Raw genomic sequence first — 15,744 nt, 5'->3', positions numbered from 1 at the left:
CGCTCACCCCGAAGACCTGAGGGCGCGTACGACGGCATCGGCCATACCGCGCTCACCGCGCTCGTTGGGGTGCACCGGGGCCGCGTCCGCCGCCGGCATCAGGGGTTCGATCCAGCGGGTGTCCCGAGCCGCACAGGCGTCACGGCCGACGGAAGGCCCGTAGGTGTCGAGGTACACCGCCCCGGCGGCCTCGGCCCGCTCGCGCAGCACGCTGTTGAGCTGCCGTTCCTTGGCGTCGAGGAACCGCATGTCATCGGGGGCGAGGGTCATGTCGTCGGCGCAGCGGTTCCCGCCGGACGGCAGGATCGCCGGATAGCCGGATAGCCGACGACGTACACCTCGGCCCGTGGCGCCCGGCGCCTGACCTCGGAGAGCGCGCCGGCCAGCCGCTCGCCCGCCGCGTCGATCCGCGCCGTCACCTCATCGGCGCCGTCGGAGACGTACAGGGAGGGGTAGTTGCCGTCGGAACGGTCGCAGCCGGCGGGCTTCCCGGTCTGGGTGGGAATCCTGGGGCCGGAGGTGTAGGAGTCGCCCAGCGCGACGTACGGGCCCTGCGGGGGAGCCGGGGCGTCGCCGCCTCGTCCGACGGTGAGCACGGTGACCAGCGCGCCGCACGCGAGCGCACCGGCCAGCCCGGCTCGTACGAAGGTCCTCATCGGGGAGTCCCGCCTTCCGTCTGCTGGTGTCCTGGGACCCGGCGCCGGACGGGGGAGTTGTCCGGCGCCGGGTCCGAGGACTGCGCCGTTCCCCGTCCCCACGGGTGCGGCGCGGCGGGGCCTCCTCCGCTCAAGGCGGCCCCGGTCTCGGTGCCTGCGGGTTCTTTCGCTTCGCGGGCTTCGGTGATTCGCTTTTACTTGAGTTAGGCAAGCACGTGTGAGTTACTTGAGTCAAGCAAGCTAAATATCGAACCCGGGAGGAGGGTGCCATCTGCTGGTCAACTCCGGGAAGGTGCTGTCGAAGGAGCAGATCGCCCGGCACGTCTGGGGCGAGTACCGCGGCGGCAACGCGATCGAACAACTCGTCTCCCGGCTGCGCCGCAAGGTGAACCAGGAGAGACCGGCGCTGATCCACACGCGCCGGGGTTTCGGCTACTGGCTCGGCGGTTCCACGCCGTGACCGGGGCCGGCCGTTCAACCCGTACACACAACGACGAACACAATCAGGAGCACTTACATGACCATGCGTGTGGAACTGGACGAGCCCAAGTGCGTCGCCTCGGGCCAGTGCGTGATGGCCTCGCCGGAGGTCTTCGACCAGCGCGACGAGGACGGCATCGCCATCGTCCTTCAGGAGACGCCCGAGGACGGTCTCCTCGACGGCGTCCGGGAAGCCGTCGCGATCTGCCCGGCGGCGGCCATCCGGCTGGTCGAGCAGTGAGGCGAATCCTGATCGTCGGTGCTTCGGCCGCCGGACTGGCGGCGGCCGAGACGCTCCGGCGCCAGGGCTACGACGGCACACTGACCCTCGTCGGGGACGAGCCCGAGGCCCCGTACGACCGTCCGCCGCTGTCGAAGCAGATCCTCGCGGGGGAGTGGCACCCCGACCGGCTGGCGCTGCGCGAGCAGTCCGACCTCGCCGCGCTCGACCTCGATCTGCGTCTTGGCACCGCCGCGACCGCCCTCGAACCGGCCGACCGCACCGTGACGCTCGCCGACGGCGCCCGGATCCCCTATGACGGGCTGATCGTGGCCACCGGAGTCCGCCCGCGCCGGCTGCCCGGCGAGGGCGCGCACGTCCTGCGCACCGTCGACGATGCCCTGGCCCTCCGTGACCGGCTCGCGCCGGGGCGACGTCTGATCGTGGTGGGCGCCGGTTTCCTGGGCGCCGAGGCCGCGGCCGTGGCCCGGGGGCTCGGCGCCGAGGTCACGCTCCTCGAACCGGCGCCCGTGCCGCTGGCCCACGCGGTCGGCGAGGAGGTCGGGCGGGTGCTGTCCACGGCCCATCTGGACCACGGCGTCGACCTGCGCACCGGTGTCGGTGTGAGCGAGGTGACCGAGGACGGGGTACGCCTCGCCGACGGTGAACTCCTCGACGCCGAGGAGGTGTTGGTGGCCGTCGGCTCCAGCCCCAACACCGAGTGGCTGGCCGGCAGCGGACTGACCCTGAACGACGGTCTGGTCTGCGACGAGTACTGCGCGGCGGCACCGTACGTGTACGCGGCCGGTGACGTGGCCCGCTGGTACAACCCCCTGTTCGGCACCCGGATGCGGATCGAGCACCGCACCCACGCCGCCGAACAGGGCATGGCGGCGGCCCGCAACCTGCTCGCCCCGGACGCCCGCAAGCCCTTCGCGCCGGTCCCGTACTTCTGGTCCGACCAGTACGACATGAAGATCCAGGCGTACGGCTATCTGCGCGGCCACGACGAGGTCGCGGTCGTCGAGGGCGACCTGACGGAACGGCGGTTCCTGGCCGCCTACCGCACGGGTGACCGGCTGGTAGGCGTACTGGCCGTCGGTATGCCGCCGAAGGCGATCCGCCGGTGGCGCCAGGCCATCGCGGTGGGCACCGCCTGGCATGATGCCGTGGCGGGAGCGGCCCCGGCGGCGGAATTTACTTGAGTTACGCAACGAGATGGTAAAGTTGAGGGTATGTCCACACCGCCACCCAAAACCCCTCCTGCCCCGAAGGATGTGGCCGAGATCGAGCGAGCTCTCACCCGCATCTCCTATCTGGTCAGCCGTGCCCGGCAGCACGAGCGTCTGATGGCGGTCGCCGGAGTCCCGCTGGACCGGGCCGCGACCGCGCTCCTGCGGCAGATCGCCGACTCGGAACCGATGCGCCCCGGCGAACTCGCCAACCGGCTCGCGGTCGAGGCCTCCCATGTCACCCGCCAGGTACAGCAGCTCCAGAAGGCCGGTTACGTCACCCGCGTACCCGACCCCGACGACCGTCGCGCCCAGCGCATCGAGCTGACCGCCACGGGCGAGGAGGCCGTGGAACGCATCCGGGAAGCGAGCATCCGCGGTATGCGGATGGCCCTCGGCAACTGGTCCGCCGAGGAACTCCAGCAGCTCGCCGGCCTGTTCCACCGGATGGTCGACGACTTCCTCACCTACTCCTTCGAGGAGGAGGGCGAGGCGGGCGCCGCCGAGCCGCTTCCCAGCGCCTGACACGCCGCCCTGTGCCGTGTCGCACCGTTCCCGCGGTGCGATCGGCCAGGGCCTGTCCCGCAATCCCTTGTTGCGGTCGGACATATCCGTGAGCGTGGACGCGTAGAGCCTGCCGAGTCGTCGTTGGGTGGCTGGGGCGTCGAAGGTGAGTGAGGGCATGGTGTCCTCGATCCTGGAGGTCACGGCATGGGTGCGGGCGGCGGTGGCGGCTGGTGCGGCGCCGACTCCGGCCGCCGTGAGCGCCGTACCGCTCGCGGCCTTGAGGAATCCCCGTCGGTGGACCGGGCCTCCCTTGCCGTCCCGGTCACCGGTGTCTTGCTCCGCGGCCGCCATGGTCATTCCTCTCCGCACCCCGTGAGCCGTCGGCTCCCCGAGCCTGGAGGACGACGGCACCGCGCGGACGGTGACGTGCCGGGGCGCGGGCGGATCAGGCGATGCCTCCGTTCGCGCGCAGTACCTGGCCGTTGACCCAGTGGCCGGTCGGGCCGACCAGGAAGGACACGACCGAGGCGATGTCCTGCGGTGTGCCCAGGCGTTCCAGCGGGGGCTGGGCGGCCAGGCGGGCGACGGTCTCCTCGTCCTTCCCGTCGAGGAACAGGTCGGTGGCCGTCGGTCCGGGCGCGACGGCGTTGACGGTGATGTCCCGGCCGCGCATCTCCCGGGCGAGGATCAGCGTGAGGGCTTCGACGGCTCCCTTGCTCGCCGCGTAGGCGCCGTATCCCGGGAACGACAGTCCGAGGACCGACGTGGAGAAGTTGACGAGCGCTCCGCCCGGCCGCAGCCGGCGCGCCGCCTCCCGGTCGACGACGAACGTGCCCCGGATGTTGGTGCGGTGCACGGCGTCGAGTTCGTCCAGGTCGAGGTCGGCTATCGGCGACAGGGCCATCCGGCCGGCCGCGTGGACGACGGCGTCGACACCGCCGTACGTACTCTCCGCGAGGTCGAACAGGGCGCTCACGTCGTTCTCGTCGGCGACATCGGCGCGGGCGGAGAGTGCGGTGCCGCCGGCGGCCTCGATGGTGCTGACGGCGTCCTCGGCGGCCTCCTTGTTGCCCGCGTAGCCGACCACCACGGCGAATCCGTCGGCGGCGAGCTGCTGGGCCACCTGACGCCCTATGCCGCGCGAGCCGCCGGTGACGATCGCGACGCGCGGGCCGGTGAGGGGGCGGTCGGACGGAGGCGTGCTGGGCTGACTGGTCATGACGGTTCCCTTCGTAGCGACGTTACGGTCGATTCGTATCGACGGTATCACGGGATCGTAGCGATGTTAAGTGGTGCTCGTAACGCCGCTACGAATGGCGTACCGTGAACGCATGGACGCGAGAGGGAAGATCCTGGACGCCGCCACGGAACTGCTGGCCGGGGCGCCGGCCGCCGATGTCTCGACGCGCGCCGTGTGCGAGGCCGCGGGCGTGGGCGCGCCGATGCTCTACCGGCTCTTCGGCGACAAGGCGGGGCTGCTTGCCGCAGTGGTCGACCGGGGTTTCGAGCAGTACCTCGCCTCCAAGCGCGCCGCCCGCCCCAGCGCCGACCCCGTCGCCGACCTCAAGCGCGGCTGGGACAACCACATGCGGTTCGCACTGGACCACCCCAACCACTACCGCCTGATGTACTCGCCCGAGCTGACCGCACCCCCCGCCGCCGCGAAGGAGGCCCACGCCCTGCTGCACGGCGTGCTGGAGCGGTGTGCGGCGGCCGGGCTGCTGACCGTCCCCCCGGAGGCCGCCACCCGGATCGTCATGGCGGCGAACGTCGGCGCGGCCCTGTCCATGCTGACCAGGCCCGAGCAGTACCCCGACATCCGCTTCGCCGCCCGGCTGCGCGACTCGGTGATCGACTCCATCACCCGCCCCCCGGACACCGGCGAACCACGCGACACCGGCTCGGGGAACGCCGTACCGACAGCCGCGGCCACCCTCGCGGCGCGGCTGCGCGCCGAACCCCCGCAGCAGCTCACCGTGGTGGAGGCGGCCCTGCTCCAGCAGTGGCTGGGCACCCTCGCGGAACCCGGCGAGCCCCCGGCCTGATCACGGGTGACAGTCGAACACCCGCTTCTCCGCCCGTAATTGCCGTCCCGTAGGATCGCCCGGCACACCATCCGAGGAGGAAGCGTGCCACGGTCCCAACGCTCGCCCCTGCTGCTCGCCGGGCTGCTGGCCGCCGCCGGGGTCACCCACTTCGTCGCGCCCCGCCAGTACGACGCGATCGTGCCGCGCGCACTGCCGGGCACGCCCAGGACCTGGACGTACGCCAGTGGTGTCGCCGAACTCGCGCTGGCGGCCGGGGTGGCGCTGCCGCGCACCCGGCGGGTCGCCGCGCTCGCCACGGCGGGCTTCTTCGTCGGGGTGTTCCCGGCCAACGTGAAGATGGCCGTCGACTGGCGAAACCGGCCCGCACCCCTGCGGGCCGGTGCCATCGCGCGGTTGCCGCTCCAGGTGCCGCTCGTCCTGTGGGCACGCAGTGTCGCGAAGAACGGAGAGGGCTGGTCATGACACGCAAGGTGAACGTCGGAGACAAGATCGAGGACTTCGAGCTGCCCGACGAGAGCGGAGCGCCCAGGCGGCTGTCCGAACTCCTCGCCGACGGGCCGATCGTCCTCTTCTTCTATCCCGCCGCCCTGACGCCCGGCTGCACCGCCGAGGCCTGCCACTTCCGGGACCTGGCCGCCGAGTTCGCCGCCGTCGGCGCGCGGCCGGTCGGGATCAGCGGGGACTCGGTCGACAAGCAGCAGGAGTTCGCGCAGAGCCACACGCTCGGCATGCCTCTGCTGTCCGACGCCGACGGGACGGTCCGTGAGCTGTTCGGTGTGAAGCGCGGCTTCTCGATGATGCCCACCAAGCGGGTCACCTTCGTCATAGCCCAGGACCGCACGGTCCTGGAGGTGGTGACGAGCGAGCTGCGGATGAACACCCACGCGGACCGCGCCCTCGAAGCACTCCGAGCCCATCAGAGCTGACCTTTCTGCCCGGGGAGTCGCCCGGCCGTCCCTCCTGTCCGGCGGAGGGACAGGTTCCGCGGACTCACCGTGCCGAGGTGGTTCATCTGGGTTGATGCCAGGGAGCCCAGGGACCATCCTGGGGCGTATGAAACAAGTCGCCGCCGCGGTGATCATCGATGCCCGAGGCATGGTGACGGGATGGAGCGAGGGCGCCCGGCGGTTGACGGGACACATGGCCGAGACCGTCGTCGGACGCCCGGCCGCCGAACTGCTCGCCGAGCCCCTGCCGCCGACGGCGCTGACCGAGCCGACCGGAGTGGTCGCTCTCCGCCACCGGGACGGCCACCGCGTCGAACTCGCCGTCAGCGCCTGCCCCGTACTGGGCGAGGACGGCGACGTCCAGGGATTCGTCGTCACCGCCCTCCCCGAACCGACGGCACCGGAGCCGCAGGCGACCGCGCAGCGGCCCGCCTCGCTGGAGCGGGCGATCCGCCAGGCCTCCGTGGCGATGTCCGTCTTCGACACGGACCAGCGCTACATGTGGCTCAACGACGTCGCCTGCGGCCTGATGACGGCCGAGGAGCAGGCCCTGGTCGGACAGTTCTACGCGGACGGGAAATTCGTGCCCGACGAGCGGATCAGCGAGGGATTCCTGCTCAACCTGCGCGAGGTCACCCGCACCGGCGTCCCCGTGCGCTACGAGACCTTCGGCCTAAACGCGGACGACGGCCTGGAATACGCCTGGAGCCTCGAAATGTGGCCGGTGCGCGACGACTCGGGCGCGATCATCTCGGTGGGCATCGCCGCGTTCGACAGCAGCGAGGAGCACTGGGCACGGTGGCGGCTCGCCCTGCTCAACGAGGCCGCGACCACCATCGGAACCACCCTCGACGTGGTCCGCACCGCCGAGGAACTCGTCGAACTGGCCGTGCCCCGGTTCGCCGACTTCGTCAGCGTGGACCTGCTCGACTGGGTCCTCGGCGCGGAGGAACCCCCGACGGCGGCCGACGAGATCGTGCTGCGCCGGGTCGCCCACGGATCCGTCACCGAGGGCACCCCCGAGGCCGTCATACCGCTGGGCGCGAAGGACACCTATCCGCCGTCCAGCCTGCCCGTGCGGGCGATGGCGGAGGGCCGGGCGCTGCTCGGCCGGGCCGGCGAGCAGGCGTTCGACGAGTGGGTGGCGGAGCGCAACGCCCGCGAGCCCGTCGGCCGCCCGTACCGCAAGGGCGTCCACTCCATGGTCGCCGTGCCGCTGCGGGCCCGCGGCACCACGCTGGGCGTCGCCGTCTTCCTGCGCATCGCCCGCCCCGACCCCTACACCGACGACGATGTCGTCCTCGCCGAGGAACTGGCCAGCCGTGCCGCCGTCTGTGTCGACAACGCCTGCCGGTTCGCCCGTGAACGCACCACCGCGCTGGCCCTCCAGCACAGCCTGCTGCCCCGGGGACTGCCCGGCCAGGCGGCCGTCGAGGTCGCTCACCGCTATCTGCCCTGCGGCTCGGTGGCCGGCATCGGCGGCGACTGGTTCGACGTCATCCCGCTGTCCGGCAGCCGCGTCGCCCTCTGCGTCGGAGACGTCGTCGGCCACGGCATCCAGTCCTCCGCGACCATGGGACGGCTGCGGACGGCCGTACGGACCCTCGCGGACGTCGATCTGCCGCCCGACGAACTCCTCACCCACCTCGACGACCTGGTCACCCATCTGGCCGACGAGGAGGACGGCGACGACGTCGCCGAACTCGGCGCCACCTGCCTGTACGCCGTCTACGACCCGGTCTCGCGCCGGCTGACCCTCGCTTCCGCAGGACACCCGCCGCCCGCTGTCGTACCGCCCGGCGGTGTCCCCGAGCTGATCGAGGTGGCGGCCGGACCGCCGCTCGGCGTCGGCGGCCTGCCCTTCGAGGCGACCGAGCTGAAACTGCCCGAGGGCTCGCTCCTCGCCCTCTACACGGACGGGCTGATCGAGGACCGCGACCGGGACATCGACCACGCCACCGCCGAGCTGTGCCGCGCCCTGGACCTGCCCGGCGCCTCGCTCGACGCCGTGTGCGACGCGGTGCTCAAGGCCGTGCTGCCCGAGCAGCCGGGGGACGACGTGGCCCTGCTGCTCGCCCGTACGCACGGGCTCGGTGCCGGCCGGGTGGCCACCTGGGACGTCCCGCAGGACCCCGCGCACGTGGCCGTCGCCCGTCAGGGCGCGCTGGAGCAACTGGCCGTCTGGGGGCTGGAGGAGGAAGGCTTCGTCACCGAACTCGTCGTCAGCGAACTGGTCACCAACGCCATCCGGTACGGCGAACCGCCCATCCAGCTCCGGCTGATCCGCGACCGCGCCCTCATCGTCGAGGTCTCCGACGGCAGTTCGACCTCACCGCATCTGCGCCGGGCGCACGCCTACGACGAGGGTGGCCGTGGTCTGCTGCTCGTCGCCCAACTCACCCAGCGCTGGGGCAGCCGTCAGACGGGCACCGGCAAGACCATCTGGGCGGAGCAGCCCCTGCCCGCCGAGTGACCTCCGAGGCCGGTCCGGCTCAGCCGGCGGTCACTCGAAGTCGCACCCGGGGTTCGGCACGTCCTCCGAGAAGGGCGAGCCGTGCGGCAGCACGTACAGGACGTCCAGTACGAGGGGTTCGGTGCCCAGATTCCGGCCGAGGTGGACGTCCCCGGGACCGCCCGGCTCGCTGAGGGCGCTGCCCTTCGGATACACGCCGTCCGACGCGCAGGTGGCGTCGAAGTGGCTGAGGGTGCCCTGTTTGACGACGGCGTACACCGGGCCGTCGTGGTAGTGCCAGCCGGTGGCCTGACCTGCGGGAATAGTGATCTCGCGCAGGGTGTAGTCGGTGTCGCCTATGGTCTTCTGGGCGATGACCACGCCCGAGACTCCCGGCCCCGGCGGCGTCGCCTGGGCGGTGCCGCCGACGAGGACCGCGGCGACGGTGACGGCTCCGGCCGTGGCGGTGCGAAGCAGGTTGCGCATGGTGGGGGTCCCCTCAAGGCGAGAGTGTGAGCGCGTCCATGACATCTCAGGATGACCTTAAGGGGCGGCGCGGCCGGCGGAAAGGGGGGATGGGAGGGGCGCCCGGTGGACGGGTCGTGCCGGTGACCGCCCGTCCGTCACGTACGGGCAGTCACCGGCACAGGGCTCCCGGCCGGGGTGGTCAGGCCCGTTCGGCCACCGCCCCGGCCGGGACCTGGACCTCCGCCGCCGCTTCCGGCCGTGGGTGACGCGGAATCCCCAGTGCGCACACCGCGCCCGCGAACACCACGACGACGCCGACCCAGACCGCCGGGTGCAGCCCGTCCACGAACTGCTGCGGCGAACCCGTGCTGCCGTGCGCCACGAACACCGTGCTCAGCACGGCGATTCCGAGGGCCCCGCCGATCTCCCTGACGGTGGTGTTGGCGCCGGACGCCTTGCCCGCGTGCTCGCGGCTGACCGAGCCCAGCACGACGGCCGCCGTCGGCGCGAACACGAAGCCCATGCCGATCCCGGCCACGATCATCGGCCCGACCAGGGAGGGGTACGCGGTGTCGGTGCCCGCGACCAGGTTGATCCAGCCGAGCCCGACACCCTGGAGGAAGAGGCCGAGCGCCATCAGCCGCCCGCCGCCCACCCTGTCGGTGAGGAGGCCCGCGACGGGCGCGACGAACATCGGCATCAACGTCCAGGCCAGAGTGCGGACACCGGCCTCGAACGGGGTGCGCGGCGGCACGATCTGGAGGTACTGGGCGAGCAGGAAGAGGGACCCGAAGACACCGAAGTACATGGTCGCCGAGACGATGTTGGTGAGGGTGAACGCCCGCACCTTGTAGAAGGACAGCGGCAGCATCGGTTGCGGGACCCGCGCCTCCCAGGCGACGAACACCGCGAGCAGCACCGCACCCGCGGCGAACGCGCCGAGCACCTCGGCGGAGGTCCAGCCGTCCGTCTCGCCGTTCACGATGCCCCACACCAGCGCGAACAGGCCGACGGCGGCCAGCACCATGCCGACCAGGTCGAGACGGGTCCCCGGCAGCGAGCTTTCGCGGAGCGTCAGCAGGATCAGCGGCACGGCTATGACGCCCACCGGCACGTTGATCCAGAAGATCCACCGCCAGTCCAGCCCGTCGACCACCGCGCCGCCCACCACCGGGCCCATCGCGACGGCGAGGCCGCTGACGCCCGACCACAGACCGAGCGCCAGCCCGCGCAGCCGGTCCGGGACGGCCTGCGAGAGCAGGGTCAGCGACAGCGGCATCACGGCCGCGGCGCCGAAGCCCTGCACGGTACGGAACGTGATCAGCTGCGCGCTGGTGTCGGAGAGGCCGCAGCCGACCGAGGCCAGCGTGAAGACGACGACGCCGACCACGAAGACGGTGCGGCGGCCGAAGCGGTCACCGAGCGCGGCTCCGGTCATCAGCAGACAGGCGAAACTGAGGACGTATGCGTTGACGAACCACTGGAGCTGCTGGGTGTCCGCCTTCAGGTCGACGGCCAGGGTGTGCAGGGCGGTCGAGACGACCAGGTTGTCGAGCGCGACCATGAACATGGGCACGCTGCACGCGACGATCGCGAGCCACAGCGGCACACGCCGGCCGCCGACCGACGGCGCGTCGGCCGAGTCCTCCAGGGCCGGGTTCTCTTCGGACAGGGTCATGGCGGGGGAGTCTCCTAGGGAAGGGGAGTGGCTGATCCAGTGATCCGGTGGTGGGGTCGTGGGGCGGACGGGCAGGTGGGGTCAGGTGGCCGGGGAGCTGCCGTCGGCGTCCGCCCGCTCCTGGGCGGCCAGCCGGTCGCGTGCGTCCGACCAGTCGATGGGCAGGCCCGCCGACGGTGTCTCCCAGAAGGTGAAGGTGGGCATGGCTGCGGCCTTCTTCTGAGAGTCAGGGTGAAGCAGGGGCATTATTGGATACCTCCACTATCCATGTTAGACAGTGTAGGTATCCAATGACCAGAGCGGAGCCCGACCGATGCGTATGTCCGAGCTGAGCCGCCGTAGTGGTGTCTCTGTCCCGACGATCAAGTACTACCTCCGCGAAGGTCTCCTCCCGGCCGGCCGCCAGCTGTCGGTGACCCAGGCCGAGTACGACGAGAACCACCTGCGCAGACTCCGGCTGATCCGTGCGCTGATCGGCGTACGCGGCCTGTCCGTCAGCACGACCCGGGAGGTGCTGGGCGCTCTCGCCGAGGACACCACAGACACCCACCGCCTTCTCGGACTCACCCTCGGGGCGATCCGGTTGGCTGACGAGACCGAACCGGACTCCTCGGAACCGGCCGAAGTCGACGCGCTGATCGGGAAGTTGGGCTGGAACGTGCACGGGTCCGCACCCGCCCGCGCCACCCTGGCCGAGACCCTGGCCTCGCTACGAACTCTCGGCTTACCGCTGGATTGGCGGGTGCTCCTGCCGTACGCCCGACTGGCCGAGCAGACCGCGGTCCTCGACCTCGACCAACTGGACGGGATCGAGGACCCGTTGGAGGTCGCCGAGCGCGCCCTCCTGCTCACCGTCCTCCTGGAACCCGCGCTCTTGGCGCTGCGGCGCATGGCCCAGGAGAACGAGTCAGCCCGGCGGCATGCGGACGGGTCGGCCAACTGACGTGCCTATCCGGCCAGTTCGCGGAGCAACTGGGCCGCCGCCTCGGCGTGCGTGGCGAGGACGACGTGGTCGAAGCGTTCGGACCCGGCCGCCGTACGGTCGGTGGCCCGCCCTCCCAGCACGACCGGACAGAAGGGTGGCGGATGGCGGGGGTGGGCGCGTAACCCGCCCTACGGCACGTATGCCGTTCCGCCCCCGGCGGCCAGTGTCGTGGCGATCCGCCGATGGGCCGACAGCCGTTCCGACTCCGGTACCGGGGGCAGGAGTTCCTCCCACAGGGGGAGGAACGTGCCGCGCAGCTGGGTCAGCCCCGCGGGCCGGGCCAGCAGCCAGAAGTGCAGGTGGGCGCCGCCGTCGCCCCACCGGTTGACGTGCACCCGGGCGACGCCGTCCACGGCGAGGACGGCCCGCTCGGCGCGCTGCAACAGTGGGCCCAGCTCGGCCGACCGGGCGGCGGGCAGATCGGCCAGGTCGTAGTGCCCACGCGGCTGGAGCAGCACGACAGCGGGCAACCGCGCCCCGCCGACCGCGTCCACCCGCCAGTGCTCGTCCGCCCAGAGCGCCTCCACCACGGGCTTACGACAGACCACGCACTCCCCGGCCCCACCCTCCCCGTCCCGCTTCGGCTCGGGCAGCACGGGCGCCAGCAACGGCTTGACCACCAACTCCCCGTCCACCACCTCAAACGGAAAGGTCTCCCACCCGCCGACCGACTCAACGGGCACAGACAGCCGCTCCCCGACAGCCAGCCGCCGAACGAACTCACTGGGCTCGAAGGTCACCCGAGCAGTCTCCACCAGCGCCAGCCAGGCCGAAACCCCAGTCGTACGACCGGCGCTTGTGAACCCGCCCGGCCGGGGCGCCCCTTCAGGGGCGCGGGGAACTGCGCGACCAGCCGCGACGGACCCGCAGCAGACGAACCACCCTCCCAGCGGAGCGCCTACGCTCACCAGCGAGGCCGACAGCCCGAGACAAGCCCCCACGATCGGAGCGTGCATGACGACGGACCACGCCACGAACGGCGAAGTGCAGCCGCCTGCCCAGGAGTCGAGGCCGAAAGCCACCTCCGCCGTGGAGGTGAGGCCCGTCGCCGGACACATCGGCGCCGAGATCTCGGGCGTAGACCTGACCGAGCCCCTCGACCACACGGCGGTCGCCGAGATCAGGGCGGCCGTCCTGCGCTGGAAAGTGGTCTTCTTCCGCGGCCAGCGGCTCGATCACGCCGCCCACATCGCGTTCGCGCGAAGGTTCGGCGAGCCGGTAGTCCTGGGCCGCCGCGGCAGCGCCTCCCCGCCCGACTTCCCCGAGATCGAGACGACCGCCGACCGCCTGGAACTGGGCGGACGCTACGGCATGGAGCACGCCGAATGGCTGGAGCGCCGCCGCCACTCACTCCTGCGCGGCTGGCACTGCGACCACGGCGCCCGTATCGACCCGCCCGCCGCGACCATCTTGCGCGCCGAGACCGTACCGCCGTACGGAGGCGACACCACCTGGTCCAACCTTGCCGCCGCGTACGCCGGACTCTCCGCGCCCGTACGGGAGTTCGTGGACGGACTCAGGGCCGAGCACCGGCTCGGCGTCGGCTACCAGTCACGCCCCGGCGACGACGCCTACCTCCGGCATCTGCTGGACCACCAGGTCGCCTCGGTGCACCCCTTGGTGCGGGTCCACCCGGAGACGGGGGAGCGGGTGCTGTTCGTCAACGGCTACTACCTGGAACAGATCACTGACGTCTCCCGCGCGGAGAGCCGCCTGCTCCTGGAGATGCTTCTCGAACAGGCGACCAGGCCCGAGTACACGGTCCGGTTCCGCTGGGAGCCCGGCAGCGTCGCCTTCTGGGACAACCGGGCCACCATCCACCTCGCCCCCAGCGACAACGCCCACCTCGGCCACCCCCGGGTCATGCACCGGGTGATGCTGACCGGCGACATCCCGGCAGGAGTGGACGGCAGGCCGTCGGAGCCGGTAACCGGCACCGAACCCGGGCGCTGGTGAAGGCTGCCGCCGATCAGCCGGCGGCCGGCTTCCAGCCCAGTGCGGGGCCGAGCCGGGTCGCGATGTCCGTGAGGATCTGGACGTAGTCCTCGTGGTCGAAGGTGAACGGCAGCGCGAAAGCCACCTCGTCGACCTGCTGGAACGCGACGTGCGCGTACAGGCGTTCGGCGATCTCGGCCGACGTCCCGACGAGGTCCGGCGCGAACATCAGCCGCGCCGGACCCTGCGGGGTCGCGGTCCGCGGCAACCGCTTCGCCGCGTACTCCTCGTACTTCGCGCGCTGCTCGGGCGAGGCACTGTCGGTGGGGATCACGACGAGCCCCTGGGAGACCCGGGCCCGCTCGCCGTCCGGATGACTGTCACGGAACGCCCGGATCCCCGCGAGCTGGATCTCGGCGAAGTCCGGCGACCCCTCGCCGCCCTCGCCCCCTTCGGCCTTCACGACACTGCTGGTCAGGAAGTTCATCCCGTGCTCACCGGCCCACTTCGCCGACCGCACACTCCCGCCGCCGTACCACAACCGGCGCCCCAGCCCCGGGGAATGCGGCTGCACCCGGTCGGAGAACACCTCGAACCCCTCGACCCCGCTGAAGTCGGTGGCAGGCTTCCCGCGTACGAGGTCCAGGAAGCGCTGGACACGCTCGTAACTGAAGTCCTCGGCGTCCGCCGTGTCGGGGTAGAGGGCGTCCTTGACCTGGTCGTAGTGCATCGGCGGGCCCACGCTCATACCCGGGTTGAGCCGGCCTCCGGACAGGATGTCGACGGTCGCCAGATCCTCCGCGAGGCGCAGCGGGTTCTCCCAGCCCAGCGGGATCACCGCGGTGCCCAGCTCGATCCGGCGGGTGCGCTGCGAGGCCGCCGCCAGGACGGCGACGGGGGAGGAGATCCCGTACTGGAGATGGCGGTGGCGCAGCCACGCGCTGTCGAAGCCCAGTCGCTCACCCAGCTCGATGATCTCCAGCGTCGACTCGTGACCCGCCCGTGGATCGTCCCCGTCGAACAGCCCGATGGTGAGAAAACCCAGTTTGCGCAGCGGCTGTGAGGGGGACGGCACGAGCTCCTCCAACGATCGTCGTACGGACGTTCACACCCCCACGATTGTGCCAGGCGGCCGGGTCAGCGGCCTGGTCACCTCGGTCCCCGAACCAGGAGGCCAGTAGGTACCGTGCCAAGGTCCTACAGGCGTATGTCCTACAGGCGAAGATCCGTCCGCGTCGAGGTCGGGGTCCGCTGCCAGCTGGGGGACGACTGTCCCGTGCCCCGCTTGGCCGACGGCTGCCTGTGGATCTGCCGTGGGTCCTGCGCGGGTTGCTGCTGGGCACCCTCTCCGCCCCACTCGCCGTCGCCCAGGACCAGCAGCGGGTCGAACATCACCACGACCGCGGCCAGCAGCAGGAAGATGGCCGGGCCGATCAGCATCGGCAGCAGCAGCGAGGTCGGTGAGTCACCGGCCCAGGTGGTGCCGCCCGAGTCGTGCAGATGCACGCTGACGGCGGCCATGCCCGTGTAGTGCATCCCGCTGACGGCGACCCCCATCACCAGGCTCGCCCCGAGGCTGGTCAGAAAGCCCCGGATGGAGACGGCCGCCCACAGCGCGGCCGTCGCGGCGACGACCGCGATCACCACGGAGAGCGCCACGGTCACCACGGCGTAGTGGATCTCTCCGTTGAGGTGGAGCGCCGCCATGCCGAGGTAGTGCATCGCGGCGACGCCGAGACCGGTGATGGTGCCCGCGACGGAGAGCGCCCCGGGTGTGGCGCCGCGATAGCCGACGACGAACACCCCGATTCCGACGACGACTATCGCCACGGCGAGACTGGTGACCGTCAGTCCGACGTCGTACCGGACCGCGGTCTCCTCGACCTGGAACCCGATCATCGCGATGAAATGCATGGTCCAGATTCCGCACCCGATGGCCGCCGCCCCCATCGCCAGCCAACCCGGTTTCCGCGAAGCCTGGTTGAGCAGTGATCTGACCACACAGCGCAGTCCGAGTGCGCCTCCCAGACAGGCCATGACAAACGCGGCCACTGGGGTGACAAACCCGTAACTGAATCCGTCAATTGTTCCTTGCATATGCCAATTCCCCCCGAGGTGCAGCGCGTTGAGGGGGAA

The 15,744-nt window shown here is 71.3% G+C and carries 18 protein-coding genes and 1 pseudogene; 10 read left to right on the top strand and 9 right to left on the bottom strand.

Translation table 11 applies throughout. The annotated features are described in order from the left end of the window. Positions 1-3: 3 nt before the first annotated feature. Positions 4-270 carry a hypothetical protein gene (locus LUX31_RS01045; protein ID WP_235472606.1) on the bottom strand — a complete coding sequence of 89 codons (267 nt, stop codon included), beginning with the start codon at positions 268-270 and terminating at the stop codon, positions 4-6. Beyond that, positions 267-656, bottom strand: coding sequence for a hypothetical protein (locus LUX31_RS01040; RefSeq protein ID WP_235472605.1), 390 nt, complete (start codon positions 654-656; stop codon positions 267-269). Before LUX31_RS01040 ends, LUX31_RS01045 begins: the two co-directional genes overlap by 4 nt. Positions 657-924: 268 nt before the next feature. On the opposite strand from LUX31_RS01040, the pseudogene LUX31_RS01035 reads away from it, so the two are divergent. The 4 genes and pseudogenes from LUX31_RS01035 to LUX31_RS01020 form a co-directional block, all read left to right on the top strand. Then, positions 925-1,116, top strand: a pseudogene (locus LUX31_RS01035) (winged helix-turn-helix domain-containing protein); the annotation flags it as partial. A 63-nt stretch (positions 1,117-1,179) separates the two neighbouring features. Further along, the gene (locus tag LUX31_RS01030) at positions 1,180-1,377 is read left to right on the top strand and encodes a ferredoxin (RefSeq protein ID WP_235479753.1); all 198 of its coding nucleotides are present in this window, start codon (positions 1,180-1,182) and stop codon (positions 1,375-1,377) included. Further along, positions 1,374-2,561, top strand: a complete 1,188-nt coding sequence (locus tag LUX31_RS01025) for an NAD(P)/FAD-dependent oxidoreductase (RefSeq protein ID WP_235472604.1) — start codon at positions 1,374-1,376, stop codon at positions 2,559-2,561. The genes LUX31_RS01030 and LUX31_RS01025 overlap by 4 nt, the downstream gene beginning before the upstream one ends. 30 nt (positions 2,562-2,591) lie before the next feature. Further along, the gene (locus LUX31_RS01020; protein ID WP_235472603.1) at positions 2,592-3,113 is read left to right on the top strand and encodes a MarR family winged helix-turn-helix transcriptional regulator; all 522 of its coding nucleotides are present in this window, start codon (positions 2,592-2,594) and stop codon (positions 3,111-3,113) included. Positions 3,114-3,540: 427 nt separating this feature from the next. Here LUX31_RS01020 and LUX31_RS01015 read toward each other — a convergent pair whose 3' ends face one another. Further along, complete coding sequence (locus LUX31_RS01015; protein WP_235472602.1) at positions 3,541-4,314, bottom strand: SDR family oxidoreductase; 774 nt, start codon at positions 4,312-4,314, stop codon at positions 3,541-3,543. 112 nt (positions 4,315-4,426) lie between these two features. Here LUX31_RS01015 and LUX31_RS01010 point away from each other — a divergent pair, with 112 nt between their 5' ends. The 4 genes from LUX31_RS01010 to LUX31_RS00995 all read left to right on the top strand — a co-directional run bounded on the left by LUX31_RS01010 (position 4,427) and on the right by LUX31_RS00995 (position 8,563). Next, positions 4,427-5,140, top strand: a complete 714-nt coding sequence (locus tag LUX31_RS01010; RefSeq protein ID WP_235472601.1) for a TetR/AcrR family transcriptional regulator — start codon at positions 4,427-4,429, stop codon at positions 5,138-5,140. Positions 5,141-5,224: 84 nt separating this feature from the next. Beyond that, complete coding sequence (locus LUX31_RS01005) at positions 5,225-5,605, top strand: DoxX family protein (RefSeq protein WP_235472600.1); 381 nt, start codon at positions 5,225-5,227, stop codon at positions 5,603-5,605. Then, on the top strand, positions 5,602-6,069 hold the full coding sequence (locus LUX31_RS01000) for a peroxiredoxin (RefSeq protein ID WP_328285637.1): 468 nt from the start codon (positions 5,602-5,604) through the stop codon (positions 6,067-6,069). Before LUX31_RS01005 ends, LUX31_RS01000 begins: the two co-directional genes overlap by 4 nt. Before the next feature lie 127 nt (positions 6,070-6,196). Next, positions 6,197-8,563 carry an ATP-binding SpoIIE family protein phosphatase gene (locus tag LUX31_RS00995; protein ID WP_235472599.1) on the top strand — a complete coding sequence of 789 codons (2,367 nt, stop codon included), beginning with the start codon at positions 6,197-6,199 and terminating at the stop codon, positions 8,561-8,563. 30 nt (positions 8,564-8,593) lie between these two features. Here the strand turns inward: LUX31_RS00995 and LUX31_RS00990 are convergent, their stop codons facing one another. From LUX31_RS00990 to LUX31_RS37405, 3 genes are all read right to left on the bottom strand, one after another. Next, a complete protein-coding gene (locus tag LUX31_RS00990; RefSeq protein ID WP_235472598.1) occupies positions 8,594-9,028 on the bottom strand; it encodes a cupin domain-containing protein in 435 nt (144 codons plus the stop codon). A gap of 181 nt (positions 9,029-9,209) precedes the next feature. Further along, the gene (locus LUX31_RS00985; RefSeq protein ID WP_235472597.1) at positions 9,210-10,688 is read right to left on the bottom strand and encodes an MFS transporter; all 1,479 of its coding nucleotides are present in this window, start codon (positions 10,686-10,688) and stop codon (positions 9,210-9,212) included. Positions 10,689-10,769: 81 nt separating this feature from the next. Continuing rightward, positions 10,770-10,892, bottom strand: a complete 123-nt coding sequence (locus tag LUX31_RS37405; RefSeq protein WP_268828101.1) for a hypothetical protein — start codon at positions 10,890-10,892, stop codon at positions 10,770-10,772. A gap of 109 nt (positions 10,893-11,001) precedes the next feature. Here LUX31_RS37405 and LUX31_RS00980 point away from each other — a divergent pair, with 109 nt between their 5' ends. After that, positions 11,002-11,631 (top strand): MerR family transcriptional regulator, encoded by a 630-nt coding sequence (locus LUX31_RS00980; RefSeq protein WP_235472596.1) that lies wholly within the window; start codon positions 11,002-11,004, stop codon positions 11,629-11,631. A 170-nt stretch (positions 11,632-11,801) separates the two neighbouring features. Here the strand turns inward: LUX31_RS00980 and LUX31_RS00975 are convergent, their stop codons facing one another. Next, positions 11,802-12,413, bottom strand: a complete 612-nt coding sequence (locus LUX31_RS00975; protein ID WP_235472595.1) for an HIT family protein — start codon at positions 12,411-12,413, stop codon at positions 11,802-11,804. A 214-nt stretch (positions 12,414-12,627) separates the two neighbouring features. Here LUX31_RS00975 and LUX31_RS00970 point away from each other — a divergent pair, with 214 nt between their 5' ends. Continuing rightward, on the top strand, positions 12,628-13,629 hold the full coding sequence (locus LUX31_RS00970; protein ID WP_235472594.1) for a TauD/TfdA dioxygenase family protein: 1,002 nt from the start codon (positions 12,628-12,630) through the stop codon (positions 13,627-13,629). A 13-nt stretch (positions 13,630-13,642) separates the two neighbouring features. Here LUX31_RS00970 and LUX31_RS00965 read toward each other — a convergent pair whose 3' ends face one another. Together LUX31_RS00965 and LUX31_RS00960 are read right to left on the bottom strand one after the other, a co-directional pair. Continuing rightward, positions 13,643-14,683 (bottom strand): LLM class flavin-dependent oxidoreductase, encoded by a 1,041-nt coding sequence (locus LUX31_RS00965; RefSeq protein ID WP_235472593.1) that lies wholly within the window; start codon positions 14,681-14,683, stop codon positions 13,643-13,645. 137 nt (positions 14,684-14,820) lie between these two features. After that, entirely contained in the window at positions 14,821-15,705 is an 885-nt protein-coding gene (locus tag LUX31_RS00960) for an MHYT domain-containing protein (protein ID WP_235472592.1), read from the bottom strand. Between the last annotated feature and the right edge of the window lie 39 nt (positions 15,706-15,744).

It is taken from the genome of Streptomyces sp. GQFP, from assembly GCF_021545335.1.
In the GTDB taxonomy this organism is placed as follows: Bacteria; Actinomycetota; Actinomycetes; order Streptomycetales; family Streptomycetaceae; genus Streptomyces.
This window is presented reverse-complemented; position numbering and strand designations above follow the sequence as displayed.

Bases quoted from the DNA above. Each gene is read 5' to 3' on its own strand.
- LUX31_RS01045 (WP_235472606.1), bottom strand. From the start codon at position 270: ATGACCCTCGCCCCCGATGACATGCGGTTCCTCGACGCCAAGGAACGG.
- LUX31_RS01040 (WP_235472605.1), bottom strand. From the start codon at position 656: ATGAGGACCTTCGTACGAGCCGGGCTGGCCGGTGCGCTCGCGTGCGGC.
- LUX31_RS01030 (WP_235479753.1), top strand. From the start codon at position 1,180: ATGCGTGTGGAACTGGACGAGCCCAAGTGCGTCGCCTCGGGCCAGTGC.
- LUX31_RS01020 (WP_235472603.1), top strand. From the start codon at position 2,592: ATGTCCACACCGCCACCCAAAACCCCTCCTGCCCCGAAGGATGTGGCC.
- LUX31_RS01015 (WP_235472602.1), bottom strand. From the start codon at position 4,314: ATGACCAGTCAGCCCAGCACGCCTCCGTCCGACCGCCCCCTCACCGGC.
- LUX31_RS01010 (WP_235472601.1), top strand. From the start codon at position 4,427: ATGGACGCGAGAGGGAAGATCCTGGACGCCGCCACGGAACTGCTGGCC.
- LUX31_RS01000 (WP_328285637.1), top strand. From the start codon at position 5,602: ATGACACGCAAGGTGAACGTCGGAGACAAGATCGAGGACTTCGAGCTG.
- LUX31_RS00995 (WP_235472599.1), top strand. From the start codon at position 6,197: ATGAAACAAGTCGCCGCCGCGGTGATCATCGATGCCCGAGGCATGGTG.
- LUX31_RS00990 (WP_235472598.1), bottom strand. From the start codon at position 9,028: ATGCGCAACCTGCTTCGCACCGCCACGGCCGGAGCCGTCACCGTCGCC.
- LUX31_RS00985 (WP_235472597.1), bottom strand. From the start codon at position 10,688: ATGACCCTGTCCGAAGAGAACCCGGCCCTGGAGGACTCGGCCGACGCG.
- LUX31_RS37405 (WP_268828101.1), bottom strand. From the start codon at position 10,892: ATGCCCACCTTCACCTTCTGGGAGACACCGTCGGCGGGCCTGCCCATC.
- LUX31_RS00980 (WP_235472596.1), top strand. From the start codon at position 11,002: ATGCGTATGTCCGAGCTGAGCCGCCGTAGTGGTGTCTCTGTCCCGACG.
- LUX31_RS00970 (WP_235472594.1), top strand. From the start codon at position 12,628: ATGACGACGGACCACGCCACGAACGGCGAAGTGCAGCCGCCTGCCCAG.
- LUX31_RS00960 (WP_235472592.1), bottom strand. From the start codon at position 15,705: ATGCAAGGAACAATTGACGGATTCAGTTACGGGTTTGTCACCCCAGTG.